This is a genomic window from Streptomyces sp. GC420 (assembly GCF_009916105.1).
GTDB lineage: Bacteria > Actinomycetota > Actinomycetes > Streptomycetales > Streptomycetaceae > Streptomyces.
Genome location: NZ_JAAAXQ010000072.1, coordinates 1 through 26,436, shown reverse-complemented (window position 1 = coordinate 26,436; position 26,436 = coordinate 1). Strand labels below are relative to the sequence as shown.

Genomic DNA, 26,436 nt, shown 5'->3' with positions numbered 1-26,436 from the left:
AGTTCACCCTCGGCGAGCTCCAGCGGGTGTACGAGACCGTCTGGGACACCGTCCTGGACCGCCCCAACTTCCGGCGGAAGGTGCTCGCCACGCCCGGCTTCGTCGTGCCCGTCGAAGGCCCGCCGCGGCGGCGTTCACGGCCGACGCGTCCCAGCCGGCCCCGGCCTCCCCCATGTCAAGGGGATCCTCCCCCGGCCCCCGGCGTCCTCTCCGTGAGAGCACCGCGCCTCCCTCCCGCGTGGATCTCTCCTCAGACGCGGCAGCACCGCAAAACGTTCGGCCCGGGGGCCTTCGTCCCGATCCGCGGACAATGGATTGGACAAGGCAGCCGGGCAGCGGCGCATGATGGGGCGGATTGCCCGCGCGTACGTAGGTCAGAGCCGTAAGGAGTCACCGTGAGGGTCGGAATCGTCGGAGCCACCGGACAGGTCGGCGGAGTCATGCGCAAGATCCTCGCCGAGCGGAACTTCCCGGTGGACGAGCTGCGGCTGTTCGCCTCCGCACGCTCCGCGGGCTCCACGGTCGACTGGCAGGGAACCCCCGTGACCGTGGAGAACGCGGCGGAGGCCGACTACCGCGGTCTCGACATCGTGCTGTTCTCGGCGGGCGGGGCCACGTCCAGGGCCCTCGCCGAGAAGGTGGCCTCCCAGGGTCCCGTGGTGATCGACAACTCCTCCGCGTGGCGGCGCGACCCCGAGGTGCCGCTGGTCGTCTCCGAGGTCAACCCGCACGCGATCAAGAACCGCCCCAAGGGCATCATCGCCAACCCGAACTGCACCACGATGGCCGCGATGCCGGTGCTGAAGGTGCTGCACGACGAGGCCGTGCTGACCGCGCTGGTCGCCACCACCTACCAGGCGGTGTCGGGCTCCGGGCTCGCCGGTGTCGCCGAGCTCGACGGGCAGGTCAAGAAGGTCGTCGACCACGCCGCCGAGCTCACCCACGACGGCGGGGCCGTCGACTTCCCCGAGCCGGCCGTCTACAAGCGCCCCATCGCCTTCAACGTGCTGCCGCTCGCGGGCTCGCTCGTCGACGACGGCTCCTTCGAGACCGACGAGGAGCAGAAGCTCCGCAACGAGTCCCGCAAGATCCTCGAGATCCCGGAGCTCAGGGTGTCGGGCACCTGCGTGCGCGTGCCGGTCTTCTCCGGCCACTCCCTCCAGGTCAACGCCCGCTTCGAGCGGCCGCTGGGCGTGGAGCGCGCGTACGAGCTGCTGAAGGACGCCCCCGGCGTGGAGCTGTCCGAGATCCCGACGCCGCTCCAGGCGGCCGGCAAGGACGCCTCCTACGTGGGCCGCATCCGCTCCGACGAGACCGTCGACAACGGCCTCGCCCTCTTCATCTCCAACGACAACCTCCGCAAGGGCGCCGCGCTCAACGCGGTGCAGATCGCGGAGCTGGTCGCCGCCGAGCTGAAGAGCTGAGGCGGCAGGACACACGTACGGCGCGGGGGCGGACCACCCAGGTGGTCCGCCCCCGCGCCGCCCTGCCGTCTCCGCCCGGCCGGAGCGCCGGGTGCCGCCCGGACGCGGCATCGGTCCCAGCCGTGCGCCGCCGGGGTGCACACGCGGGAAATCCCTCGGTCGCGCGACGGTCCGGCGTGGAAGGATGGCCAAAAAGTCCGCATACCGAGGAGATGCCCACGTGCCTGGCACGAACCTGACACGCGAAGAGGCGCAGGAGCGAGCGCGCCTGCTGACCGTCGACTCGTACGAGATCGATCTCGACCTGAGCGGCGCGCAGGAGGGGGGCACCTTCCGTTCCGTGACCACGGTGCGCTTCGAGAGCGCCGAGGCCGGGGCCACGACGTTCATCGACCTGGTGGCGCCCGAGGTCCACGAGGTCCTGCTCAACGGCGAGCCGCTGGACCCGTCCGAGGTCTTCGCCGACTCGCGGATCACGCTGGGCCCGCTGCACACAGGGCCGAACGATCTCAAGGTGGTCGCGGACTGCGCGTACACCAACAGCGGAGAGGGCCTGCACCGGTTCGTCGACCCGGTGGACCAGCAGGCGTACCTCTACACGCAGTTCGAGGTGCCGGACGCGCGCCGGGTCTTCGCCTCGTTCGAGCAGCCCGACCTCAAGGCGACCTTCCGGTTCACCGTGAAGGCACCGGAGGGCTGGACGGTGATCTCCAACTCGCCGACGCCCGAGCCGAAGGACAGCGTCTGGGAGTTCGAGCCGACGCCGCGCGTCTCCTCCTACATCACCGCGCTGATCGCCGGCCCGTACCACAGCGTGCACAGCAGCTACCAGAGCGACGGCCGCACCGTGCCGCTGGGCATCTACTGCCGGCCCTCGCTCGCGGAGTTCCTCGACTCGGACGCGATCTTCGAGGTCACCCGGCAGGGCTTCGCGTGGTTCGAGGACAAGTTCGACTATCCGTACCCGTTCGCCAAGTACGACCAGCTGTTCGTGCCGGAGTTCAACGCGGGCGCGATGGAGAACGCGGGCGCGGTGACCATCCGCGACCAGTACGTGTTCCGTTCGAAGGTGACGGACGCGGCGTACGAGGTACGGGCCGAGACCATCCTGCACGAGCTGGCCCACATGTGGTTCGGCGACCTCGTCACCATGGAGTGGTGGAACGACCTGTGGCTGAACGAGTCGTTCGCCACCTACACCTCGGTCGCCTGCCAGGCCTACGCGCCGGGCTCCAGGTGGCCGCACTCGTGGACGACGTTCGCCAACTCCATGAAGACGTGGGCGTACCGGCAGGACCAGCTGCCGTCCACGCACCCGATCATGGCGGAGATCCGCGACCTGGACGACGTGATGGTCAACTTCGACGGCATCACGTACGCCAAGGGCGCGTCCGTACTGAAGCAGCTCGTGGCCTATGTGGGGATGGACGAGTTCTTCCGCGGCGTGCAGGCGTACTTCAAGCGCCACGCCTACGGCAACACGCGACTGTCCGACCTGCTGGGCGCCCTGGAGGAGACCTCGGGCCGCGACCTGAAGACCTGGTCGCAGAAGTGGCTGGAGACGGCCGGCATCAACGTGCTGCGCCCGGTGATCGACACCGACTCCTCCGGAGTGATCACGTCGTTCGCGGTCAAGCAGGAGGCCCCGGACCTGCCGGCCGGCGCGAAGGGCGCGGTTGCCGGCGATGCGGCTCCGCCGCGCGGGACGCTGCGGCCGCACCGGATCGCGGTCGGTCTGTACGACCTCCAGGGCGGCAGGCTGGTGCGCACCGAGCGCGTCGAGCTGGACGTGGACGGCGAGCTCACCGCCGTGGACGCGCTGGTGGGCAAGCCGCGCCCGGCCGTGGTGCTGCTCAACGACGACGACCTGTCGTACGCCAAGGTCAGGCTGGACGAGGACTCGCTGAAGGCGGTCACGGAGCACCTCGGGGACTTCACCGAGTCGCTGCCGCGCGCCCTGTGCTGGGCCTCCGCCTGGGACATGACCCGCGACGGCGAGATGGCCACCCGGGGCTACCTGGAGCTGGTGCTGTCGGGCATCGGCAAGGAGTCCGACATCGGTGTCGTGCAGTCCCTGCACCGGCAGGTGAAGCTCGCGCTCGACCAGTACGCCGCCCCCGAGTGGCGTGAGACCGGCCTGGCGCGCTGGACCGAGGCGACGCTGGAGCACGCCCGCGCCGCGGCTCCCGGCAGTGACCACCAGCTGGCGTGGGTGCGCGCGTTCGCCGCGACGGCCCGTACGGACGAGCAGCTGGACCTGCTCCAGGGCCTGCTGGACGGCACCGGGACCATCGAGGGCCTGACCGTGGACACCGAGCTTCGCTGGGCGCTCGTGGAGCGGCTGGCCGCGACCGGGCGCGCGGACGAGGCGGCCATCGCGGCGGAGTACGAGCGGGACAGGACGGCCGCGGGCGAGCGGCACGCCGCGACCGCGCGCGCCGCCCGTCCCACGGCGCAGGCGAAGGCGGAGGCCTGGGCGTCGGTCGTGGAGTCCGAGAAGCTTCCGAACGCCGTCCAGGAGGCGGTCATCGGCGGGTTCGTGCAGACGGACCAGCGCGAGCTGCTGGCCCCCTACACGGAGAAGTACTTCGCGGCGGTCAAGGATGTGTGGGATTCGCGCTCGCACGAGATGGCCCAGCAGATCGCCGTCGGCCTCTACCCCGCGATCCAGGTCTCGCGGGAGACCCTGGACGCGACGGACGCCTGGCTGGCCTCCGCCGAGCCGAGCGCGGCGCTGCGCCGGCTGGTCTCGGAGTCCCGCGCGGGCGTCGACCGTGCGCTGAAGGCGCAGGCGGCGGACGCGGCCGCCGGAGCGGCCGCGGCGGGCTGACGCCACGTCCACGTCCGTGCACGGGAGCCCCGGAACTCCACCGTTCCGGGGCTCCCGTGCGAGTGCCGGTGCGGTGACCGCCCGGCGCGGGGGCGGCCGGCGGCCCTGACGCGGCCCCGCTCGGTCCGACCGCTCGGTCCGACCGCTCGGTCCGACCGCTCGGCCGGACCGCTCGGCCCGTCCCGCTCGGCCGGACCGCTCGACCGGGCGTGCGGGCACCGAGCCGGCCGGAGAGGCGGGGCCGACCGCCCCGCCGCGCGGCCGGTGAGTGCGCCGGCGGTGCCCGATTCGGCAGAGGCCGCCTTGCCGCCCCGTAAACCGTCGGCGCAGTGAGCGACCTCGGCCCGGCAAACCGCGTCACCGCGCGGCGGACGACCGCGTGTGGCACCCGGCTGAGGGCACGGCCCGTCACCGGACCGGAAGCGGGTTCCGGCCGGGTGCCGGGCCGGGTCCCGCGGCCGGTGCGGTCTGGCGGGCCCCAGCAGGGTGCCGGTGAGGGCGATCGCCATGCCGAGCAGCCGGAGCGGGGGACCGGCCCGGCGCCACCCACCCGATGCCGGCGGCGGCTGCGGGCTCATCGGGCCGAGCAAGGCGACGGAGTTCGCGGGCAGGAGGACGATGCCCCTGAACCAGGGCCGGCGGGCCAGGCCGGTGTTGATCACTGCCGGACAGGCGTAGCCGCCGCGGTTCGCGGCGGGAGTCCTTCGGCGGCGAGGGGCAACCGGCGACCCTGCGCAGGTCGGGAGAGCCGTACACGCTCTCCCCGCATCGGCTGTCCGCGACGCCGGGTGGACGACCGCGCGGGCCGAACGGGTCTCGCTCTCGGCCGAAGGCCTGGAACTCGTCGACGAGGCTGCCGTCGCGGGCCTCGCCGCGCAGCGGGAGGTGGTGGATTCCGCGCTCTCACGCGAACAGGCCGAGCTGCTGAACGGGCTTGATCCGGCTGCTGCTCGCGGGCGCGGAGAACGGCCGGCCGGGCGCGGCGGCGGCGGCGCCCAGGGCGGGCGGCCGGCGCTGGGACGGTGTCCATGCCCCGGCCCGTGCCCGCCCGTGTCCGCCCGTGTCCGGGCGGGCACATACCGGAGGGCGCCCGGCCGTCGGCGGCCTGGCGCCCTCAAAGGCGGCGGGTCAGCTCTGCCGGGCCCCCTCGGGCTGTCCCTTGCGGGACTTGTCGCCGACCATCACCAGGCCGGCGATGACCAGGAAGAGCACGATCGGCAGGGCCACGAACCACCCGAGCGTCTCGGCGAGGCTCAGGCCGGCACCCGGGTCGTCACCGTCGTCGCGGGTGAGCGCGAACGCGGGAGACGACATGAGCAGCATCATCAGCGTCGTACCGGCCGCGACGGCGCCGGCGCGCAGGGCGTTCTTGTTGTCCACAGCCCAAAGGTAGCCAACAGGTCTCCGGGCCGCGCGCCCGGGGTCCCGTACGGTCTACGCGTCGGGTACGAACTCGGACATCAGGGCGTGCAGCCGGGGCGAGGCCACCAGGTCCTCCAGGCTCACCGGCCGCCCCCGCGCGTCGGCGACGGGCAGCCGCCAGTTCGGGTACTCGTCCCAGGTCCCCGGCAGGTTCTGCGGGCGGCGGTCGCCCACCGTGTCCGGCAGCCACACGCCGATCATGCGGGCCGGAGTGCGGCGCAGGAAGCGGTAGACGGCGCGGACGGCGCCCTCCTCGTCCCCCGGGCCCTCGGGCAGCAGCCCCAGCCGCTCCAGGTACGCCAGCCACTCGCCGACCTCGGCCGCGTCCTCCGCCTGCTCCTCGGCCAGGGGCCGGGTCAGCAGGCCGAGACGGTGCCTCAGCCCGACGTGCTCGCCGGTGAGGCGGGCGGCGGTGGACGGCAGGTCGTGGGTGGTGGCGGTGGCCACGCAGTCCGTGCGCCAGCGGGCCGGGGGCAGCGGCAGCCCGTCGCCGGTCCAGTCCCGCTCGAACCACAGCACGGACGTGCCCAGAACCCCGCGCGCCGCGAGCGCGTCCCGCACGCCCGTCTCCACCGTGCCCAGGTCCTCCCCGACGACGAGGGCGCCGGCGCGGTGCGCCTCCAGCACCAGGACGCCGAGCATCGCCTCGGCGTCGTAGCGGACGTAGGTTCCCTCGGTCGGTTCGCAGCCCTGCGGCACCCACCACAGCCGGAACAGGCCCATGACGTGGTCGATGCGCAGCGCCCCGGCGTGCCGGAGCAGGCCGCGCAGCAGCCCGCGGTACGGGCCGTAGCCGGAGGCGGCGAGGGCGTCGGGCCGCCAGGGCGGCAGGCCCCAGTCCTGGCCGCGGGAGTTGAAGGCGTCGGGCGGCGCGCCGACGGACATGCCGGCGGCGAAGGCTTCCTGCTGCGCCCAGGCGTCGGCCCCGGACGGGTGAACGCCGACGGCGAGGTCGTGGACCAGGCCGACGGCCATGCCGGCGTCGTGCGCGTGCCGCTGCGCGGCGGCGAGCTGGGAGTCGGTGAGCCAGGCGAGCCAGGAGTGGAAGTCGACGCGATCGATCAGCTCGGCGCGGGCCCGGGCGGTCTCCTTGGAGCGGGGGTCCCGCAGCCCTTCGGGCCAGCCGCGCCACTCGGGACCGTGCATCTCGGTGAGGGCGCACCATGTGGCGTGGTCCTCCAGCGCCTGCCCCTGCCCGGCGAGGAAGTCGTGGTAGGCGGCGCTGCGGCCCGGCGTCAGCGGGACCTCCCGCACGAGCTCGAGCGCCTCGCGCTTGACCGCCCACACGGCGTCCCGGTCGATCAGGGCGCCCTTGCCCAGGACGCTCTCCCGCAGCTCCGCGGCCCGGTCGAGCAGTCCCCCCGCGCGGGCGCGGGCGGTGCCGGTCAGGTAGGCGTACTCGGGGATGTCCTCGATCCGAAGGTGGACCGGGTCGGGAAAGCGGCGCGAGGAGGGCCGGTACGGGGACGGGTCGGTGGGGGTGCCGGGCACGGCCGCGTGCAGCGGGTTGACCTGCACGAAGGAAGCACCCCACGTCCGGCCGGACCAGACGGCCAGCTCCCCGAGGTCCCCGAGGTCGCCCATGCCCCACGAGCGGGCCGACAGCAGGGAGTACAGCTGGACGAGGAAGCCGTGCGCCCGCTCGGGCCCTTCGGGCAGTCGGCCGGGGGCGACGATCAGCGTCGCGCCGTCGCGCCTCCCGTCCGGCGCGCGCACCTTCAGGGCGTGTACGCCGAGCGGCAGCTCCGGCGGGTGGTGGGGGCGTCGGCCCGGCTCCCCGGCGGTCGTCCCGCCGGCCCCCGGCCGCGCGGTCCACTGGACGAGGCCGCCCTGCTCGGTCCTCACCCGCACCCGCGTTCCGGTCGGCAACGCGGCGAGGGGGTTCACGGGTGCCGGCGTCGGAACCGGTTCCGCCCCTGGCGCCGGCGTCGGCGCGGGTCCCCCCTTGGGCGCCGGGGCCGGGACGGGTTCCGCCCCTGGCGACGTGCCGGGGGTTGTCGCGCCCGCCGCCGGCTGCCAGAGCACCACCGTCTCCGGAAGCAGCCGCGCCCTCGTGGCCTCCTCGTGGGCGGCCAGGGCCCGGCGGACCGCTTCGTCGGTGGAGGCGTCCATACCGAGCGCGGCGAGCACCGCGACGACCGTGCTGTCGGGGACCGGGAGGATCCGGTCGGCGGACGGCGAGTAGGTGGTGGCGACACCGTGGAGATCTGCGAGGGCGGCGAGGGCGGCTCTGCCCATGGGGGCTCCTAGACTCCGGCGGGCTCCGGTCCCGCCGCCGTGGCGGCGGAGGTCGGCTCACTGGTGAGGGGGGCGGCGTCGGCCAGCGGCGGTTCGCTGGTCAGGGGCGCCGCGGCGGCGAGCGGGGGCTCGCTCGTCAGCGTCGTCGGGGGCGGCGCGGCCTGGAGGACCTGGAGGGTCTGTACGACGGCCGGACGCGCGGGGGGCACGGGTGCGGCGGGCGCCGGTATGGCGGACGCGGTCCGTTCGGGGTGTTCGACGGTGGGCACAGGACCTCCGTGGTCCGGAAAGGGGATACAGCAGCCCTACCCATCAGGCGGAGCCGCAGACGTGCGTTTGGCGACAAGGTACGCCGCCTGCGCAATTCTGCTGCCACTGAGGTGGTTGACAGCAAAACAACACAGAGATCGCGCGGACGGCCGCAAGAACGCCGCCCGGGCCGCGAAGGGCCCGGGTTCCCGCCGTACACCGCCCGGGTTCCCGCCGTACACGGCCCGGAACAGGGCGCCAAGGACACGCGGCGATCGCGCGCCTACGCAGTCCGCAGTGGCGCCCGCCACCGCCCGCGTCGTATTTCTCACATGTACGGAAGCGCGTGTCACAGAGGCGCGCGGAAACCGCCGCCACGCGCCGGAGACCGCGCTCCCGCGCTCCCGCGCGTCCGCACAAGGCCGTTCTCCCGCCCCTGCCGGGCGGGAGAACGGCGGAAGGGCCCGGGAACGAGTGAGCCCGGATCTCAGGCGGAGATGCCGTCGATCCGGGCCAAGGCGTCCTCGGCTCCGTACGGTTGGAGGTAGGGCATCCAGCGCGGGTCCCGGTGCCCCGTGCCGATGATCCGCCAGGCGAGGCCGGTGGGCGGTGCGGGCTGATGGCGCAGCCGCCAGCCGAGTTCCATCAGGTGCCGGTCGGCCTTGACGTGGTTGCAGCGGCGGCACGAGGCGACGACGTTGTCCCACACGTGCTGGCCGCCCCGGCTGCGCGGGATGACGTGGTCGACGCTGGTCGCGGCGGCGCCGCAGTACATGCACCGGCCGCCGTCCCGGGCGAACAGCGCGCGTCGGGTGAGAGGAACGGGCCCCCTGTAGGGGACCCGGACGAACCGCTTCAGTCGGACGACGCTGGGTGCGGGGACTGTGCGGGTGGCGCTGTGCATGAAGGCGCCGCTCTCCTCGAGGCAGATGGCCTTGTTCTCGAGTACGAGCACGAGCGCGCGGCGGAGCGGTACGACGCCGAGCGGCTCGTACGACGCATTGAGGATCAGGACATGCGGCACGGGTGCCCTCCTTGTACGCCGGCGGCGCGTGGCTCGCGCCGGGACGATCTGTACTCAGTCTCTCCTCATGCCTGGTCGAAGCGCCACCACGTACGGGTAACGGCCTCAAAGTGTTTTCGACCACACCTCTTTCATCCCCAGGTGAGCACCGTCTCTCCCCCGAACATGACAACGGTCTCCACACGATGCCCCGTTAGTGTGGTTGGTCGGCCCGTCCCTCGCGGTCCGAACCACCCGACCCTCCGGAGGTCCCCGCCGTGCCCTGGCCAGCCATGACCACTTCGGCCGCATCCCCTGAACCCGTCACCCCCGTCACCCTCGAGGACGCCCACGAGTCGGCGACCAACGCTGCGGGCTGGGTCGAGGAGAACTGGTCGACGTGGCTCAGCATCGGGCTGCGGATCCTGCTGATCGTGATCATCGCCGTGGTGCTGCGGACCCTGATCCGGCGGGCGCTGAGCAAGCTCATCGAGCGCATGAACCGCAGCGCCCAGGCGGTCGAGGGCACCGCCCTCGGCGGGCTGCTGGTCAACGCGGAACGCCGCCGCCAGCGCTCCGAGGCCATCGGCTCCGTCCTGCGCTCGGTGGCGTCCTTCCTGATCGTCGGCACCGCCGCGCTGATGATCCTGGGCACCCTCAACATCAACCTGGCGCCGCTGCTCGCCTCCGCGGGTGTCGCGGGTGTCGCGATCGGTTTCGGCGCGCGGAACCTGGTGACCGACTTCCTGTCCGGCGTCTTCATGATCCTGGAGGACCAGTACGGCGTCGGTGACTCGATCGACGTGGGGGTCGCCACGGGCGAGGTCATCGAGGTGGGCCTGCGCGTGACGAAGCTGCGCGGCGACAACGGCGAGATCTGGTACGTGCGCAACGGCGAGGTCAAGCGGGTCGGCAACCTCAGCCAGGGCTGGGCCACGGCCGGCGTCGACGTACAGGTCCGCTCCGACGAGAACCTGGACCGGGTGAAGGCCGCCCTCGCCGAGGTCGGCGAGAAGATCGCAAAGGACGAGCCCTGGAACGAGCGCCTCTGGGGCCCCGTCGAGATCCTGGGCCTGGACGCCGTCCTCCTGGACTCCATGGTCGTCCGTGTCTCCGCCAAGACCATGCCGGGCAAGGCGCTTTCCGTGGAGCGCGAGCTGCGCTGGCGCATCAAGCTGGCCTTCGACGCCGCGGGCATCCGCATCGTCGGCGGCCGGGCGGCCGGGGAAGAGGAGGCACCGGCGTCCGATCCCACGGCCTCCATGGCGCCGCCCTCGGCCCTCGCCAACCCCGCCTCGCCGCAGTCGGCGGTCGCCTCCCCGCTGACGCCCCAGCCGGGCCAGAACCTCTCGAAGTAGCGCGCGACGGCCCGGCGGCCGGGGCCGCTCACGCGGCGGCGCGCCCGCCAAGCGGCGCCAGGCGCAGGACGGCCCCGCCACGAAGGCGGCCCGGCGCGAAGCCCGCAGCCCGAGGCTTGAGCGGTCCCGCGCCCCGGCCCGGGGCTCGGTTCTCACATGGCCACGTGGGCCTTGAGGTGGGTGGCCTCCTCGATCTCCACACCGGCCTTCTTCAGCAGGTCACGCGCGAGTTCGTTGAGCGCGCGGGCCGCTGCGATCTCCTCCCCGACCCGCTGCTGCTCCGGGTCTCCGCGGTGCCGGATGGCACGGCCGTGGCCGCGCATCTCGGTGCCGTCGGGGAGCCGCACGAGCGCCGCGGCATGGGTCTTGTTCTCGACCTCTTGGAACTCCAGCTCGACGTGCCATCCCACGATCGTCTGCATCGTGTCCACCTCCTGAGGCTCATCTCCAGGATGCACCCCGGGAGGGCCCCGCGCTCCTGCCCGGACGGGCGGTTCGGCGGCCCGGAGAAGGGCGCGCCACTGACGGGTGCGCGGCACCCGGGGGCCACGGCATTGACGGGTCCGCCGTGCCGGTCCTACCGTCCATCAGACAGGAAACCTTCCTAACAAATCTTCCCCACAGACTCCCCGGTGAGGTGCGACACGTCATGGCCGGACATCCGGGAATCCCCGGGACCCCGCGCGTGCTGCGGGCCATGAACGACCGGGCCGCGCTCGATCTGCTGCTCGAGCACGGCCCGCTGTCCAGGACGCGCGTCGGCAGGCTCACCGGCCTCTCCAAACCCACGGCCTCCCAGCTCCTCGCCCGCCTGGAGGCGGCGGGCCTCGTCGCCGCCACGGGCACCGCCGGGGGACGACCGGGCCCCAATGCCCAGCTCTACTCCGTCAACCCCCGGGCCGCTCACGTCGGCGGACTCGACGTCACCCCGGACCGGATCCTGGCCGCCGTCGCGGACATCACAGGCCGCGTGGCCGGCCGGTACGAGCTGCGCACCACCCGCCACGCAGGCACCAGGTCGGGCACCGTGCGGCAGGTCGCCGACGCGCTCGACGGGGCGGCGAAGGATGCCGGGCTGACCCGCTCGGAGCTGCACCGGGTCGTCATCGGCACCCCCGGTGCCTTCGACCCGCGCACCGGCCGGCTCCGCTACGCCGGCCATCTCCCCGGCTGGCACTCCCCCACCCTCCTCGACGAACTGGCGGCGGCGCTGCCGATGCCGGTCGAGTACGAGAACGACGTGAACCTCGCCGCCGTCGCCGAGCAGCGCCTCGGCGCCGCCAGGGGCCACCAGAACGTGGTGCTGCTGTGGAACGACGAGGGCATCGGCGCCGCGCTCGTCATCGGCGGCAGGCTGCACCGCGGCTGGACCGGCGGCGCGGGCGAGGTCGGCTTCATGCCGGTGCCGGGAACGCCCCTCGTCCGGCAGGTCACGAAGGCCAACAGCGGCGGCTACCAGGAGCTCGCGGGCGCCCAGGCCGTGGCCCGGCTGGCCCGCTCCCTCGGCATCGACACCCCCGAGCAGCCCTGCGCGGCGGCCGCGGCCGCGCTGCTGGCCCGGGCCGCGGCCGAGGGTGAGGCCCCCGGGCCGGCGGAACTCCTCCGGCAGTACGCGCAACGGCTGGCCACCGGCCTGGCCGCGGTGATCGCCGTCCTCGACCCCGAGCTCGTGGTCCTCACCGGAGGGGTGCTCACGGCGGGCGGCGAACCGCTGCGCGCCCTGGTGCAGGCGGAGCTCGCCGAACTCGCCGCCTCCCGGCCCCGGCTGGTCATCGGCGAGGTCCAGCGGGCGACCGTGCTGCGCGGCGCGCTGGAGGCGGCCCTGGTGACCACCCGGGACGAGGTCTTCGACACCTCGGCCCACTGACCGCACCAGCGTCCCGTCCCGCCGACCCCGGCGGTAAGGGGGGCGTCCGCCACACCGAACGAATCCCGCCGTGGCCGCCACGGTACGGGTCATGGCACCGGTGATCCTCGTGTTCTCCTTCGCGTTCGCGCCGAAGGCGCTCGTCGAGGGCATCACCCCGACCGGAGTGAGGGGCTGATTGTTCATGAAGCTGGCAGTGGTGGGCGGCGGGTCCACCTACACGCCCGAACTGATCGACGGGTTCGCCCGGTTGCGGGAGGTGCTGCCGATCGGGGAACTGGTGCTCGTCGATCCGGCGGCCGACCGCCTCGAAGTGGTCGGCGGCCTGGCCCGGCGGATCTTCGCCAGGCTCGGCCACCCCGGGCGCATCGTCACCACCACGGACCTGGACGCGGGCGTCGCGGACGCCGACGCGGTGCTGCTGCAACTGCGTGTGGGAGGCCAGGCGGCCCGGCAGCGTGACGAGACCTGGCCGCTGGAGTGCGGCTGCGTGGGGCAGGAGACCACGGGCGCGGGCGGGCTGGCCAAGGCACTGCGGACGGTGCCGGTGGTCCTGGACATCGCGGAACGGGTACGGCGCGCAGCACCGGAGGCGTGGATCATCGACTTCACCAACCCCGTCGGCATCGTCACGCGGGCACTGCTCCGGGCGGGACACCGGGCCGTCGGGCTGTGCAATGTGGCCATCGGCTTCCAGCGCAGGTTCGCCGCGCTGCTGGACGTGGCACCCGGCGAGGTGCACCTCGACCATGTCGGGCTGAACCACCTGACCTGGGAGCGGGGGGTGCGGCTCGGCGGGCCTGAGGGGGAGGACCTGCTGCCGGGGCTGATCGCCGAGCACGGGGCGGCCATCGCCGGGGACCTGCGGATGCCACGCGCCGTCCTGGACCGGCTCGGCGTGGTGCCCTCGTACTACCTGCGGTACTTCTACGCGCACGACGAGGTGGTGCGCGAGCTGCGCACCAGGCCCTCGCGGGCAGCAGAGGTGGCCGAGATGGAGCGGCGGCTGCTGGAGATGTACGGCGATCCGGCGCTGGACGAGAAGCCGGCGCTGCTGGCGCGGCGCGGCGGCGCCTACTACTCGGAGGCCGCGGTGGACCTCGCGGCCGCACTGCTGGGCGGGGCGGGCTCGCCGGTTCAGGTCGTCAACACGTACAACCGGGGCACGCTGCCGTTCCTCCCGGACGACGCGGTGGTCGAGGTGCAGGCGCGGGTCGGCCGCGAGGGCGCGGCGCCGCTGCCGGTGCCGCCGCTCGAACCGCTGTACGCGGGGCTGGTCGCCGGCGTCACGGCGTACGAGGAGCTGGCGCTGGACGCGGCGCTGCACGGCGGCCGCGACCGGGTCTTCAAGGCACTGCTCGCCCACCCGCTCATCGGGCAGTGGGAGTACGCCGACGGTCTGGCCGACCGGCTGATCGCGCACAACCGGGAGCACCTGGAGTGGGCATGAGCACGTCGGCACCCGCACCCGCGCCGGTGCCGGCACCGGCACCGGCACCGGCGCGGGCGGAACCGGCCCGCGGGCCGGTCCTGGCCATCGACGCGGGGAACAGCAAGACGGACGTGGCCGTGATCGACCCGGTGGACGGGACGGTGCTGGGCAGCGCCCGCGGCGGTGGCTTCCAGCCGCAGAGAGCCGGTGCCGAGGCGGCCGTGGACTCCCTGGCCGAGACCGTCGCACGGGCCGCTGCCGAGGCGGGCACGGCGGTGACCGGCGGCGCCCCCTGGGCCGCGCACGCGGCGGCATGCCTGGCCAACGCGGACCTGCCGGTGGAGGAGCGGCAGCTGGCGACGGCCCTGCACGGCCGGGGCTGGTCGCGCACGACACAGGTCCGCAACGACACCTTCGCGGTCCTGCGTGCGGGCGTGGACGAGCCGCGCGGGGTCGCCGTGGTGTGCGGTGCGGGCATCAACTGCGCGGGCATGCTGCCGGACGGCAGGACCGCCAGGTTCCCGGCGGTCGGGAAGCTCTCCGGTGACTGGGGCGGGGGGCTCGGCCTGGCGGAGGAGGCGCTGTGGGCCGCGGCCCGCGCCGAGGACGGACGCGGCGGCCCCACGGCGCTGGCCGCGGCGCTGCCCGCGCACTTCGGGCTGCCTTCGATGTACGCGCTGATCGAGGCGCTGCATCTGCGGCGGATCGGGCGGGTCCGGGTCCATGAGCTGGCCCCCGTGCTGTTCGCGGTGGCCGCGGAAGGCGACGCGGTGGCCCGCTCGATCGTGGAACGGCAGGCGGAGGAGATCGTCGCGATGGCCGTGGTCGCCCTGGGCCGGCTCGGTCTGCTGGACGAGGAGGCCCCCGTCCTCCTCGGGGGCGGCGTGCTGGCCGCCCGCCACCCGCAGCTCGACGGCCGTGTCCGCGCCCTCCTGGCCACCCGTGCCCCCAGGGCCACGCCCCGCGTCGTCACGGCCCCGCCGGTCCTGGGCGCGGGCCTCCTCGCACTCGACGACGTACGCGCCTCCCCGGAGGCCCACCGCCGCCTGCGCGCCCACTACGCCGGCCCCGCCGTCTGAGCCGGCCCGCCGTCCGTCCGGCGGACGGACGGCAGGGTGCCGGGGCCACCGCTGCCGGGCGGCCCGGCGGCGGCGGGCGGAGCGCCGGGGCCGATGATTTTCGCGGGCCCGGCCCGTCCTCCCTACGTGGAGACGATCGAGCTGGTCATAGAAGCCGGCACCCTGACCCGCCGTTCCGCGCCTGAGCTCTGCGCGCGGCTGGACGCCCTGGCCGAAGCAAGTCCCGCCGAGGTCGTCGTGTGCGACGTAGGAGCCGTCACACGGCCCGACCTGGGCGCCGTGGAGGCCCTGGCCCGGCTGCATGTCACGGCCCGCCGCCGCGGGCGGCGGATCCGTCTGCGCAACCCGTCGGCCGCCCTCCTCGAACTGCTCGACCTCAGCGGCCTCCTCCAGGTCCTCCCCTTAGGGATCGAGGCGGTCGGGGAGCCCGAACATCGGGAAGAGGCGCTCGGTGTCCAGGAAGCTGTTGAGACCGGTGATCCGCCCGTCTGATATCTCGACGACCTGGAGCGCCCAGGGCTCGTGCCGCCCGCCCGGCCCGCTCGGGCGGTACTGGCCGAAGGCCGGGGAGCCGTTGGCGACCACCGGCACCAGGCGCGAGCCGCGGCACTCGCTCCCCGTGCCGAGGAACCAGGCGCGGATGTCGGCGTGCCCGCGCAGCCAGAGGGAGAAAGGAGGCATCTGCAGGAAGGCGTCCTCGTGGAGCAGCGAGGTGAGCAGGTCCAGGTCGTACTTCTCGAAAGCCGCGACATACCGGTCGAGGAGCTTTTGCTGCTCGTCGTCCAGCTCGCCCGCCGATGCCTGCTCCGCGCCCCCGCCGCCGTTCACCCCGCTGGCGGCGAGCGTGGCCCGGGCCCGCTGGAGCGCGCTGTTGACCGAGGCGACCGTCGTGCCCAGCAACTCGGCGACCTCGCTCGCCCTCCAGGCCAGGACCTCGCGCAGGATCAGCACCACGCGCTGCCTGGGCGCCAGGTGCTGGAGCGCCGCGACGAACGCGAGCCGCACCGAGTCCCGCAGCGCGGCCACCTCCGCCGGGTCACCGCCCTCCGGGAGGACCCGGGAGTCGAGCGCCGGAGTGATCCAGGTGGCCTCCGGCAGGCCCGAGTCGATGGGGGTGCTCGCCGCCGACGGCGAGTTCAGGTCCATCGGTCTGGCCCGGCGCTGGCCGCTGCCCAGCATGTCCAGGCAGACGTTGGTGGCGATCCGGTAGAGCCAGGACCGCAGCGCGGACCGCCCCTCGAAGCGGTCGTACGCCTTCCATGCGCGGACCATGGTCTCCTGGACCGCGTCCTCCGCCTCGAACGCCGAGCCGAGCATCCGATAGCAGTAACCAGTCAGCTCCACGCGGTGCCGCTCGAACCGCAGGGCGGGCTCCGCGCCGTCTCGCTCCATGACATCGCTCACGGAATTCAGGCTAGACCCGGCCGCTGACAGTCGCGCGTAAGAACAGCAGCGGCGCCCCGGACCGGGAACCGGTCGGATGCGCCTCGCGTATTGATGGTCAGGAGGGGCGGGCGGACCGGGCAGCACGGGCGGACCGACGGGGCGGTCCCAAGATCGCGTCAAGCCTGGTGTGGTTGTCGGCGCTTGCGGCCATACTGCTTGAAGTGCCGGTGAAAGCGCTCTGCCGGTGCTTTGGCCTAGGGGGAGGTCAGGACCAGTGACACACACGCCGACCGCCGCTCCACCGCGCCGCACGGCCTGGTCCGAGGGTGTGGACCGGGCGCGCGCGGCAGCGACGACGGAACCTGGCCGGCTGCGGATCATCGGCGCGGTGCTGGCGGCACTGGTGATCGCGTTCGGGGCGGTCACCGCGTGGGAGATGTCCGAGCGCACTTCGGCGGCGGACAGCATCGTCGACCGCAGCCAGCCGCTGAGCAGGGACGCGGCGGACATCTACCGCTCGCTCGCGGACGCCAACACGACGGCGGCGAGCGGGTTCCTGGCCGGCGGCGAGGAGAAGCGCTCGGTGCGCCTGCGGTACGAGAAGGACATCGCGGAAGCCTCGCGGAAGCTGGCGAAGGCGGCGGCCGGCAGCTCGGGGTCGGTGTCCTCGACCGAGGAGATCACGCGGCTGAACGAACGGCTCGCGGTCTACACGGGCCTGATAGAGACGGCCCGCGCCAACAACCGGCAGGGCCTGCCGCTGGGCGGTGCCTATCTGCGCCACGCCAACGACATGATGCAGAACGAACTGCTGGAGTCCGCCGACCGGTTGTACCGCGCGGAGACCGCCCGGCTCGACCGGGACTACGACGAGGCCAAGGGCTGGCCGTACTTCGCGACGGCCACCGGCCTGCTCGCGCTCGGCTTCCTCGCCTGGGCTCAGCGCCGCAACTACCTGCGCACCAACCGGGTGTTCAACCACGGGCTGGTCGCGGCGACGGCGGCATGCGGTGTGGTGCTGCTCTGGCTGGTCGCCGGGCATTCCGTGGCGCGGGCCCAGCTCACCGACTCCTACGAACACGGCGCCCGGTCCCTGCAGGTGCTCAACAAGGCGCGGATCGCCTCGCTCCAGGCCCGCGGCGACGAGAACCTGACACTGGTGGCGCGTGGCGCGGTCACCGAGACCGTGGGAGGCCGGACGATGGACGCCTACGAGGTCGGGTACCAAGCGAAGATGGAGACCCTGGTCGGTACGGATCCCGGCAAGCCGGCACCGGGGAGCCTGCTGGGTGAGGCGGCGGAGCTCGCCGACGACCCGGCGGGCGGCAATCCGGTGCAGGCGGCCGCGAAGAGCGTGTCGCGCTGGGACGACAAGCACCGGGAGGCGCGGGCCGCCGACGACGGGGGCAACTACGACGGTGCCCTGGCCGACGTGATCGGCGAAAGGGACTCCACCGGGAACTGGTTCGACAAGGTGGACGACTCGCTCGCGCAGGCGCTCGGTCATGAGCAGTCCGAGTTCAGACAGGCGGCGAACGACGGCCGCGGGGCCCTCACCGGCCTGCCGCTCGGCGCGGCCGTCCTGGCCGTGCTCGGCGCGGCGGGCGCGATCCTGGGCATCGGACGCAGACTGTCGGAGTACCGGTGACGGCAGCGGGAGAGGCGAGGAAGGGGGGAGCGATGCGACGAGGACCGGGAAGGCTGCGCGGCTGGGGCGGAGCAGCGGGAATGGCGGTGGCGTGCGCCGTCACCGCGGCGGTCACGCTGGTGCCGCTCTCACTCTGCGCCGGCCCGCCGGGCGGCGGCGCGGGCCCGGAGACGGACCGGACCGGCGGCACCGGCGTCGTGCGCGCCGCCCCCGCCGCGGCCGCCGAATGCGACGACAGCAGGCCGGACGAGAGCCTGCGGCCCTCGGGCGAGGACGGCGCCACCATCGAGGCCATCAGGAAGCGCGCGGAGAAGAACGGCGAGGAGCCCAAGCTCGTCGTCGGTGTCGACCAGAACAGCTACCGCTGGGGCTATCGCAACCCCGCCACGGGTGAACTGGAGGGCTTCGACATCGATCTGGCCCGGGAGATAGCCGACCGGATCCTCGGCGACCCCGACGACGTGGTCTTCCGCGCGATCCCCACCAACCAGCGCATACCCGCGCTCCAGGCCGGCCGGGTCGACATGATCGTGCGCACGATGACGATCAGCTGCGAACGCAAGGCGGAGGGCGTCGAGTTCTCCACCGCATACTTCCGGGCCGGCCAGCAGGTCCTCGCGCCGAAGTCCTCCCCGGTCAAGGGATACGACGAGACGCTGAACGGCAAGCGGGTCTGCGCGGCGGCCGGTTCCACCGCGGAGTCCGCCCTGATGGAAAAATCGTTCGGCTCGAAGATCATCAGGGTGGACAATCAGCTGGACTGCCTGGTGCGGCTCCAGCTCGGACAGGTCGACGCGGTGGTGACGGACAACGCCCTCGCGGCCGGCCAGGCCGCCCAGGACCCGTCGGTGGAGCTCAAGGGCGATGCGTTCACCACGGAGTACTACGGCGTCGCCGTGAAGAAGGGCTCGGACGACCTGGTGCGCCGGATCAACCAGGTCCTCGAGGACTACCGCGAGTCGAAGTGGTCGCGGGCGTACGACAAGTGGCTGAAGGCCGACATGGGCGAGGATCCCGGCCCTCCGGACGCCAGGTACCGGGACAATTGAGCGGAATCGACCGCGCGGACGGCACCGGGCGGGACCGGGCGGACGGGAACGGGCGGACGGAGTGGCCGGACGCAGAACATCCGGATCTGTGGGACCGAAGGATACGACGACGGAGAGCTGGCCGAACGGCAGCGGAGCGGAGAGGTGATCGATGGGCGTCGCTGGACCCTCCCCCGTCGCGGGGCAACCCCCAGGGCCGGTGATGGACCGGGACGAGGTGGACCGTGCGCTGAACCGGCTGGGCGCCGAGTACGAGGCGATCGAGAGCTCGTTGCTCGCACTGCAGGACCACGCGGGCCGCAGGCTGCTCGAGGGCGCGGAGCTGACCGGCGTCACCAAGGACCGCTGGGCCGACACGGAGCAGGCCATCACCCGCCTGTGGAACTACTTCGACGCGTACACGGCGGCCATCCGCGCCGCGCGTGAGGTGCGGGCGCGCCGGCGCTGGCCGAACCGCGACGACCTGGTGGAACTGACCGAGCTGCTGCGCGGCCGCAGCGTCACCCTCGCGGGCGCCGCCGCCTCCGCCTCGCCCTCACTGACCGGACCGGCCAGGCTCACCGAGGAGTTCACCCTGGCCGAGCTCGTGGAGCGGATGAACGAGCTCTACGCGCGCTCCCTCGACATGGTGGTGGCGGCGGACACCGTGTGGTCTGCGCTTCCCGCCCGGATCGACCTGCTCTCCGCCGAGTTGCAGCGGACCCGCTCGCTGGCGCACTCCGTCGGCGTACGGCCCGGTGAGCATCCGTCGGGCGACGACCTGGAGCAGATCACCGCCGAACTGACCACGCTGCGCGCGCAGGTGATCTCGGACCCGCTGGCCTTCTGGCGGCCCGCGACCGGAAGTTCCGCGCCCGGTGGCGGCAAGCCGGACACCGAGCGGTACGACCGCGCGGCGCTGGCCCTGGAGGAGGTGCGCCGCGAGATCGACGCGGTCCTGACCGTGCGGCAGGACGCCGAGCGGCGGCTGATCCATCTGCGGGACGTGCTCTCGCGCGCCGACCGCACGCTGGCGGAGGCGCGGGCCGCGCGCGGCGAGGTGCTGGCGAAGATCGCGGCCTCCGAGGTGCCCGCGGTCAGCGGGCCGCCGACCGCGCTCCAGGAGCAGCTGGCCACCGCCGCGGAGTACCGCAGGACGTCCCAGTGGCACCGGCTCTCGCCGCTGCTGGAGAGCCTGGAGCAGCGCGCGGAGGACGAACTGATCCGCGCCCGGGAGTCGTTGACGGCGGTCACGGCGCCGCTCGCGGTCCGTGCGGAGCTGCGCGGCCGGCTCGACGCGTACAGGGCGAAGGTCGCCCGGCACGGGCACGCGGAGGACCCGCTGCTGATGGAGCGGTACGACGCGGCCCGCCGGATGCTGTGGAGCGCGCCCTGCGACCTGCGCGCCGCCGAGCAGGCGGTGCTGCGCTATCAGCGGGCCGCGGCCGAGGCCCTTGCTCCGCGCGCGCCCCGGGGCGGCGCGCCGGCGGACCGCGAGGGGGAGGCATGACGACGGTGGGTGCGCGGTGCGTACGGCCCGGGTGTGCCGGGTCGTACGAGGACATGGGAGACGGCGAACTCTACTGCGGCACCTGCGGAATGGCGCCGGTGGTGGCCCCCGACGGGGCGATCGCCTCCCCGGCCACGGGCATCACGGGCGGCCGGGGCCCCGGCTCCGGCGCCGCCTCCTCCCCCGGGTCCTCCGTCCCGCGCCCCGTACGGTCGTCCGGGTCCTCGTCGCGGTCCTCCCGGTCCTCGTCGCGGTCCTCCTCTCGGTCCTCGCGCTCGTCGACGTCCCGGCGGTCCGTCTCCGGGCGGCTGTCACGGTCCCTGTCCAACCGCTCCTCCCGCTCGGTGTCGGTGCGTTCCTCCGGCACCTCCGCCAGTTCCTCCGGCCGGGCCAGGCTCGGCGCGGGGCTGGTGTCGGTCCCCCAGGTGCCGCGCCCGGATCCGCGTACCGCCGTGCTGGAGAACCCCGAGGTCCCCGAGCGCAAGCGGTTCTGCTCCCGCTCGGACTGCGGGGCACCGGTGGGCAGGTCGCGCGGCGACCGGCCGGGCCGCACGGAGGGGTTCTGCACCAAGTGCGGCCACCCGTACTCCTTCGTGCCCAAGCTGAACACCGGTGACGTGGTGCACGGGCAGTACGAAGTGATGGGCTGTCTGGCGCACGGCGGCCTCGGCTGGGTCTACCTCGCCGTGGACCGCGCGGTCTCCGACCGCTGGGTGGTCCTGAAGGGCCTGCTCGACACCGGCGACCAGGACGCGATGCTGGCGGCCATCTCCGAGCGCCGCTTCCTCGCCGAGATCGAGCACTCCAACATCGTGCGCATCTACAACTTCGTCGAGCACCTCGACCAGCGCACGGGCTCCCTGGACGGCTACATCGTCATGGAGTACGTCGGCGGCAAGTCGCTCAAGGAGATCGCGAACGAGCGGCGCGGCCCGGACGGCAGGCGCGACCCGCTGCCGGTGGAGCAGGCCTGCGCGTACGGCATCGAGGCGCTGGAGGCGCTGGGCCACCTGCACAGCAGGAACCTTCTGTACTGCGACTTCAAGGTCGACAACGCCATCCAGACCGAGGACCAGCTGAAGCTCATCGACATGGGCGCGGTCCGGCGGGTGGACGACGACGAGTCGGCGATCTACGGAACCGTCGGCTACCAGGCGCCCGAGGTCGCGGAGGTCGGTCCCTCCGTGGCCTCCGACCTCTACACGGTGGCCCGCACCCTGGCCGTGATGACCTTCGACTTCCAGGGCTACACCAATGTGTACGTGGACAGCCTTCCCGACCCCGACAACATCGAGGTCTTCCGTACCTACGAGTCCTTCTACCGGCTGCTGGTCCGCGCGACCGACCCCGACCCGGCCCGCCGCTTCGCCTCCGCGCAGGAGATGGCCGAGCAGCTGACGGGCGTCCTGCGGGAGGTCGTCGCCCTCCAGACCGGCCGGCCGCGCCCCGCCCTGTCCACCCTGTTCGGTCCGGAACTGCGCGTCACGGACACGGACTTGTTCACCGCCCTGTCGGCGGACGTCTCGCGCCTCGGCGCCCGCGAGGTCCCCGTCGGCCGCCGTCTCCTCCGCGCCCGCCGCGCCGTCGGCGCGGGCGGCGGCGGGCCGGTCCTGCCCGGCGTCCCGGCCCAGCCGGGTGCGCCGGCCACGGAGCAGGCCGGTACGGCGGTGCTCGCCGCGGCCCCGGTGGGTGGCACGGGCACGCGTACGGGCACGGTCGGCGGGGCGGGTCCCGCCGCTGCCGCGCACGCGCCCGCCGCCGGGATCGCGCACGCCCCGACGCAGCCGGCCTTCCCGGCACCGGCGACGGCCGGTGCCGTACACACCGCCGGCGGGGGAACCCCCGGTGCACGGGCCCCGGGCGCGGAGGCCACCGGTCTCGTGGCCGTGGAGGCCGCCGCGACCGCGCTCGCGCTGCCCGTACCCCGCGTGGACCCCAACGATCCCAACGCGGGCTTCCTCGCGGCGCTGCTCGCCTCGGCGCCCGCCGAGCTGATCCCGGCGCTGCGGGCGGCGCCCGCGGACTCCGTGGAGCTGAGGCTGCGGGAGCTGCGGGCACACCTGGAGACGGGCGGGTACGCGGTCGCGCACGCCACGCTGCTGGCGCTGGAGGAGGAGCACCCCGACGACTGGCGGGTGGTCTGGTACAGGGGCACGGCCGCGCTGGCGGACGGGGACCACGAGACCGCCGCGCTGTCCTTCGACGCGATCTACGACGCGTTCCCCGGCGAGCCCGCCCCGAAGCTGGCCCTTGCCGTCTGCGCCGAGGTGCTGGGGCAGTTGGACAACGCCGCCGAGTACTACCGCCTGGTGTGGGCGACCGACCCCAGCTATGTGAGCGCCGCCTTCGGCCTGGCCCGGGTGCGGCTCGCCTCGGGCGACCGGGCCGGGGCCGTGCGCACGCTGGAGTCCGTTCCCGAGTCGTCGATCCACTACACGGCGGCGCGGGTGGCGGCCGTGCGGGCGCGGCTGCGCGGGCGCACCGCGAGCGATCCGCTGCTGGACGACCTGAAGGCGGCCGCCGGGCAGGTGGAGCACCTGGAGGGCTTCGGCCTGGACGCCGTCCGCAGGGAGCGGCTGTCCGTGGAGGTTCTGGGAACCGCCCTCGACTGGATACTCTCCGGTAGCCCCGGCGCCGCGGGCAACGGCGGTACGACGGCCGTGCTGCTCGGCTGCCCGCTCGACGAGCGGGGACTCCGCCTGGGTCTGGAGCGTTCGTACCGAACGCTGGCCAGGCTGGCGCGCAGCGGCGGGGAGAGGATCGAACTGGTGGAGCGGGCCAACCGTTTCCGACCCCGGACCTGGGTGTGATCGATGTCGCAGATGCCCCGACTGTCTGCCTGCCCCAGCTGCACCGAGCCGCTGGAGGAGGGCGACCTCTTCTGCGGTGCGTGCGGCACTGATCTCCAACAGGCCGCCGCCGCAGGGAATTCGACGGGTGGTGACCATCCGACGCTGGCGCTGGCGTACTCCGTCCGCGGGCCCGCGAGTGCCGCCGCCTCCGCCGAGTGGCCGGTGACCCCGGACGCCGACGCCTCCCAACCGCCGTCCGGCGCGGGGCCCGTTGCCCCCGCGGTCCGGTACGACACTCCCCAGCCCCCGCACGCCCCGGGTACCGGAAGCGGTGCCGTCGGCGGCAGCGACGGCGGTGACTACGAGCTGCCCGCGCCGGATCCCCGTACCGCCGTGCCGCCGCCCGTTGCCGCACCGGCTGCGTCAGGCGCGGGGGCGGTGCCGGCCTCGCACGCCTCCGCGACTCCCCCGGCCGGGACCAAGGTCTGCGTGGCGTGCCGGGCGGGCCATGTGGATCCCGACGGCTACTGTGAGAACTGCGGTCATGCCCAGCCGCGGGAACGGGACCACATGGAGCAGGAACTCGGCGGCGTGGCCGCGGTCAGCGACCGCGGACTCCGTCACCACCGCAACGAGGACGCCTTCGCGATCTCCTCCACCGCGCTGCCCGACGGCTCGCCGGCCGTCGTCGCGATCGTCTGCGACGGCGTCTCCTCGGCCAGTCGCCCGGACGAGGCCTCGGCCGCCGCCGCGGCCACCGCGAACGAGTCGCTGCTGGCCGCTCTGCCCCGGGGGATCCACCCGCAGCAGGCCATGCACGAGGCGATCGTCGCGGCAGCCGAGGCGGTCAACTCCCTCGCCCGGCCCCAGGGCGGCGCCATGGAGCACGATCCCCACCGGCACCAGAACGCGCCGGCCTGCACCATCGTCGGCTCGATCGTCGTGGGCGGGCTGCTCGTCGTCGGCTGGATCGGCGACAGCCGCGCCTACTGGGTGCCCGACGACCGCTCCGCCCCCGCGGCCCGGCTCACGGAGGACGACTCCTGGGCGGCCCAGATGGTCGCGGCGGGCCTGATGAACGAGGCCGAGGCGTACGCCGACGAGCGGGCCCACGCCATCACCGGCTGGCTCGGCGCGGACGCGTACGAACTGGAGCCGCACACAGCCTCGTTCAAGCCCGACCGGCCCGGCGTGGTGGTGGTCTGCACCGACGGCCTGTGGAACTACGCGGAGGCGGCCGAGGAGATGGCGGCGGTCGCGCCGTCCGACTCGCACCTGCGTCCGCTGAACAGCGCGAGAAGGCTGGTCCGGCACGCACTGGAGGGCGGGGGCCACGACAACGTAACAGTGGCCGTGCTCCCGTTCCGCCTGCCTCCGCACGGGGCAGTATCGGCCTGAGATACCGGGCTCGCACCGCTTTGCCGCCTTGCTCCCCTTGTTCCTCCCTGTCCGCTTGTTCCCCAACCCTCCCAGCACTCGGCAGTCAGCACTCGGCAGTCAGTACCCAGGACCCGGCGCCCAGGACCCCGTGAGCCGCAACGCCGCCCGCCGGCCGCGGCTTTGCCCACGAGACAGCCCCGTTTCCACCACACGCCACCCACTGCCGGAGCGCCACGGAGCCTCAACGAGCAGGAGCCGAAACCATGGCCAATTTCTCCAAGTCCCATGTGCCGCAGTTCTCCGTCGAGGTCTACCAGAACGAGTTCCTGCCCGAGGGCGGCCGCGAGGTGAACGCGATCGTCACGGTCACCTCGACCGGCGGCGGAACGCTGGGCGGCACCGCCGCGTCCACCCGCACCTACGCGCCCGGCGAGGGCCCGGACGCCGCCGTCGTCATCATGGTCGACTGCTCGGGCTCGATGGACTATCCGCCGGCCAAGATGCGCAACGCGCGCGACGCCACGGCGGCGGCTGTGGACACCGTGCGCGACGGGGTGGCGTTCGCGGTGATCGACGGCACCCATGTGGCCAGGGAGGTCTATCCGGGCAACGGGCGGCTCGCGGTCGCCGACGCCACGACGCGCGCGCAGGCCAAGGAGGCGCTGCGCAAGCTGAGCGCGGGCGGCGGCACCGCGATCGGCACCTGGCTGCGGCTGGCGGACCGGCTGCTGCACTCCAGCGAGGTGACGATCCGTCATGGAATCCTGCTGACCGACGGCCGCAACGAGCACGAGAGCCCGGAGGACCTGCGCGCCGCGCTGGACGCCTGCGCGGGCCGCTTCACCTGCGACGCCCGCGGCGTGGGGACGGACTGGGCGGTGAAGGAGGTCACCGGGATCGCCTCGGCGCTCCTCGGCACGGCCGACATCGTCGCCGATCCCGCCCATCTGACCGAAGACTTCACACAGATGATGGAGACGGCGATGGGCAAGGAGGTCGCGGACGTGGCGCTGCGGCTGTGGACTCCGCTGGGCGCCGAGATCAAATTCGTCAAGCAGGTCGCGCCGACCGTCGAGGACCTGACCGTCCGGCGCACCGAGGCCGGTCCGCGGGCCGGGGACTACCCGACCGGTTCCTGGGGCGACGAGTCACGCGACTACCACATCTGCGTCCAGGTGCCGGAGGCGGCGGTCGGGCAGGAGATGCTGGCCGCACGGGTCTCGCTGGTGCTGCCCTCCCCCGACGGCGGCGCACCCCGGCCCCTCTCGCAGGGGCTCGTACGGGCGGTGTGGACGGACGACATGGCGGCCTCGACGGCGCTCAATCCGCAGGTCGCGCACTACACGGGCCAGGCGGAACTGGCACAAGTCATCCAACAGGGACTGGATGCCCGCAAATCCGGAGATGTCGACGGAGCGACGGCCAAGCTCGGCCGCGCCGTTCAGCTCGCGAGCGCGTCCGGCAACGAAGCCACGGCGAAACTCCTTGCGAAGGTGGTGGACGTGGTGGACGCGGCGACAGGTACTGTGCGATTGAAGGCGAAGGTCGCGGAGGCCGACGAGATGACACTCGAGACTCGGTCGACCAAGACAGTTCGTGTAAAGAAATAACCGCACATCCGACACGTACGACACACAAACGGTCCTTTGTGGCCAGGGGAGAGGGGGAAGCGCCGACATGCCGACCTGCCCGAACGGACACCAGTCGGGTTCCGACGACTGGTGCGAGGTCTGCGGTCACCGCATGGCCGCCGGCGCCCCCTCGGGCGCCGTACCGCCGCCGCCTCCCCC

General features: G+C 73.5%; 19 protein-coding genes and 2 pseudogenes. 15 read left to right on the top strand and 6 right to left on the bottom strand.

Features of this window, described 5'->3' with window-relative positions; all coding sequences use genetic code 11:
• From GUY61_RS40085 to pepN, 3 genes and pseudogenes are all read left to right on the top strand, one after another.
• Positions 1-155, top strand: a pseudogene (locus tag GUY61_RS40085) (NrtR DNA-binding winged helix domain-containing protein); the annotation flags it as partial.
• A gap of 240 nt (positions 156-395) precedes the next feature.
• Positions 396-1,424 carry an aspartate-semialdehyde dehydrogenase gene (locus GUY61_RS12015; RefSeq protein ID WP_166630101.1) on the top strand — a complete coding sequence of 343 codons (1,029 nt, stop codon included), beginning with the start codon at positions 396-398 and terminating at the stop codon, positions 1,422-1,424.
• A 220-nt stretch (positions 1,425-1,644) separates the two neighbouring features.
• The gene (gene pepN, locus GUY61_RS12010; protein ID WP_166630100.1) at positions 1,645-4,254 is read left to right on the top strand and encodes an aminopeptidase N; all 2,610 of its coding nucleotides are present in this window, start codon (positions 1,645-1,647) and stop codon (positions 4,252-4,254) included.
• A 1,128-nt stretch (positions 4,255-5,382) separates the two neighbouring features.
• Here the strand turns inward: pepN and GUY61_RS12005 are convergent.
• From GUY61_RS12005 to GUY61_RS11990, 4 genes are all read right to left on the bottom strand, one after another.
• Positions 5,383-5,634 (bottom strand): hypothetical protein, encoded by a 252-nt coding sequence (locus GUY61_RS12005; RefSeq protein ID WP_166630099.1) that lies wholly within the window; start codon positions 5,632-5,634, stop codon positions 5,383-5,385.
• 54 nt (positions 5,635-5,688) lie between these two features.
• Complete coding sequence (malQ, locus tag GUY61_RS12000; protein WP_166630098.1) at positions 5,689-7,914, bottom strand: 4-alpha-glucanotransferase; 2,226 nt, start codon at positions 7,912-7,914, stop codon at positions 5,689-5,691.
• Positions 7,915-7,922: 8 nt separating this feature from the next.
• Positions 7,923-8,183 (bottom strand): hypothetical protein, encoded by a 261-nt coding sequence (locus GUY61_RS11995; RefSeq protein ID WP_208105868.1) that lies wholly within the window; start codon positions 8,181-8,183, stop codon positions 7,923-7,925.
• Between the two features lie 467 nt (positions 8,184-8,650).
• Entirely contained in the window at positions 8,651-9,187 is a 537-nt protein-coding gene (locus GUY61_RS11990; protein ID WP_166630097.1) for an HNH endonuclease, read from the bottom strand.
• 272 nt (positions 9,188-9,459) lie between these two features.
• Here GUY61_RS11990 and GUY61_RS11985 point away from each other — a divergent pair, with 272 nt between their 5' ends.
• On the top strand, positions 9,460-10,524 hold the full coding sequence (locus GUY61_RS11985) for a mechanosensitive ion channel family protein (RefSeq protein WP_166630096.1): 1,065 nt from the start codon (positions 9,460-9,462) through the stop codon (positions 10,522-10,524).
• A 152-nt stretch (positions 10,525-10,676) separates the two neighbouring features.
• On the opposite strand, the gene GUY61_RS11980 is transcribed toward GUY61_RS11985, so the two are convergent.
• Positions 10,677-10,946, bottom strand: coding sequence for a DUF1876 domain-containing protein (locus tag GUY61_RS11980; RefSeq protein WP_166630095.1), 270 nt, complete (start codon positions 10,944-10,946; stop codon positions 10,677-10,679).
• 227 nt (positions 10,947-11,173) lie between these two features.
• Here GUY61_RS11980 and GUY61_RS11975 point away from each other — a divergent pair, with 227 nt between their 5' ends.
• The 5 genes and pseudogenes from GUY61_RS11975 (at position 11,174) to GUY61_RS11955 (ending at position 15,394) form a co-directional block, all read left to right on the top strand.
• Positions 11,174-12,391, top strand: a complete 1,218-nt coding sequence (locus GUY61_RS11975; protein WP_166630094.1) for an ROK family transcriptional regulator — start codon at positions 11,174-11,176, stop codon at positions 12,389-12,391.
• Between the two features lie 61 nt (positions 12,392-12,452).
• Positions 12,453-12,569: pseudogene (locus GUY61_RS11970) on the top strand (carbohydrate ABC transporter permease); the annotation flags it as partial.
• 6 nt (positions 12,570-12,575) lie between these two features.
• Positions 12,576-13,841, top strand: a complete 1,266-nt coding sequence (locus GUY61_RS11965; RefSeq protein ID WP_166630093.1) for a 6-phospho-beta-glucosidase — start codon at positions 12,576-12,578, stop codon at positions 13,839-13,841.
• Positions 13,838-14,902: an N-acetylglucosamine kinase gene (locus GUY61_RS11960; RefSeq protein ID WP_166630092.1), complete on the top strand. Its 1,065-nt coding sequence runs from the start codon at positions 13,838-13,840 to the stop codon at positions 14,900-14,902. Before GUY61_RS11965 ends, GUY61_RS11960 begins: the two co-directional genes overlap by 4 nt.
• Before the next feature lie 93 nt (positions 14,903-14,995).
• Positions 14,996-15,394 (top strand): STAS domain-containing protein, encoded by a 399-nt coding sequence (locus tag GUY61_RS11955; protein ID WP_166630091.1) that lies wholly within the window; start codon positions 14,996-14,998, stop codon positions 15,392-15,394.
• On the opposite strand, the gene GUY61_RS11950 is transcribed toward GUY61_RS11955, so the two are convergent.
• Positions 15,305-16,294 (bottom strand): sigma-70 family RNA polymerase sigma factor, encoded by a 990-nt coding sequence (locus tag GUY61_RS11950; RefSeq protein WP_166630102.1) that lies wholly within the window; start codon positions 16,292-16,294, stop codon positions 15,305-15,307. The two genes, GUY61_RS11955 and GUY61_RS11950, sit on opposite strands and share 90 nt — an antisense overlap.
• Positions 16,295-16,532: 238 nt before the next feature.
• Between GUY61_RS11950 and GUY61_RS11945 the strand changes: the two genes are divergently transcribed.
• From GUY61_RS11945 to GUY61_RS11920, 6 genes are all read left to right on the top strand, one after another.
• Positions 16,533-17,936 carry a hypothetical protein gene (locus GUY61_RS11945; protein ID WP_398955153.1) on the top strand — a complete coding sequence of 468 codons (1,404 nt, stop codon included), beginning with the start codon at positions 16,533-16,535 and terminating at the stop codon, positions 17,934-17,936.
• A gap of 32 nt (positions 17,937-17,968) precedes the next feature.
• The gene (locus GUY61_RS11940) at positions 17,969-18,985 is read left to right on the top strand and encodes a glutamate ABC transporter substrate-binding protein (protein WP_166630089.1); all 1,017 of its coding nucleotides are present in this window, start codon (positions 17,969-17,971) and stop codon (positions 18,983-18,985) included.
• 151 nt (positions 18,986-19,136) lie between these two features.
• The gene (locus tag GUY61_RS11935) at positions 19,137-20,474 is read left to right on the top strand and encodes a hypothetical protein (protein ID WP_166630088.1); all 1,338 of its coding nucleotides are present in this window, start codon (positions 19,137-19,139) and stop codon (positions 20,472-20,474) included.
• Complete coding sequence (locus GUY61_RS11930; protein WP_166630087.1) at positions 20,471-23,284, top strand: serine/threonine-protein kinase; 2,814 nt, start codon at positions 20,471-20,473, stop codon at positions 23,282-23,284. Before GUY61_RS11935 ends, GUY61_RS11930 begins: the two co-directional genes overlap by 4 nt.
• A 3-nt stretch (positions 23,285-23,287) precedes the next feature.
• Complete coding sequence (locus GUY61_RS11925) at positions 23,288-24,664, top strand: protein phosphatase 2C domain-containing protein (protein ID WP_166630086.1); 1,377 nt, start codon at positions 23,288-23,290, stop codon at positions 24,662-24,664.
• A gap of 245 nt (positions 24,665-24,909) precedes the next feature.
• Positions 24,910-26,256: a VWA domain-containing protein gene (locus GUY61_RS11920; RefSeq protein WP_166630085.1), complete on the top strand. Its 1,347-nt coding sequence runs from the start codon at positions 24,910-24,912 to the stop codon at positions 26,254-26,256.
• Positions 26,257-26,436 lie beyond the last annotated feature (180 nt).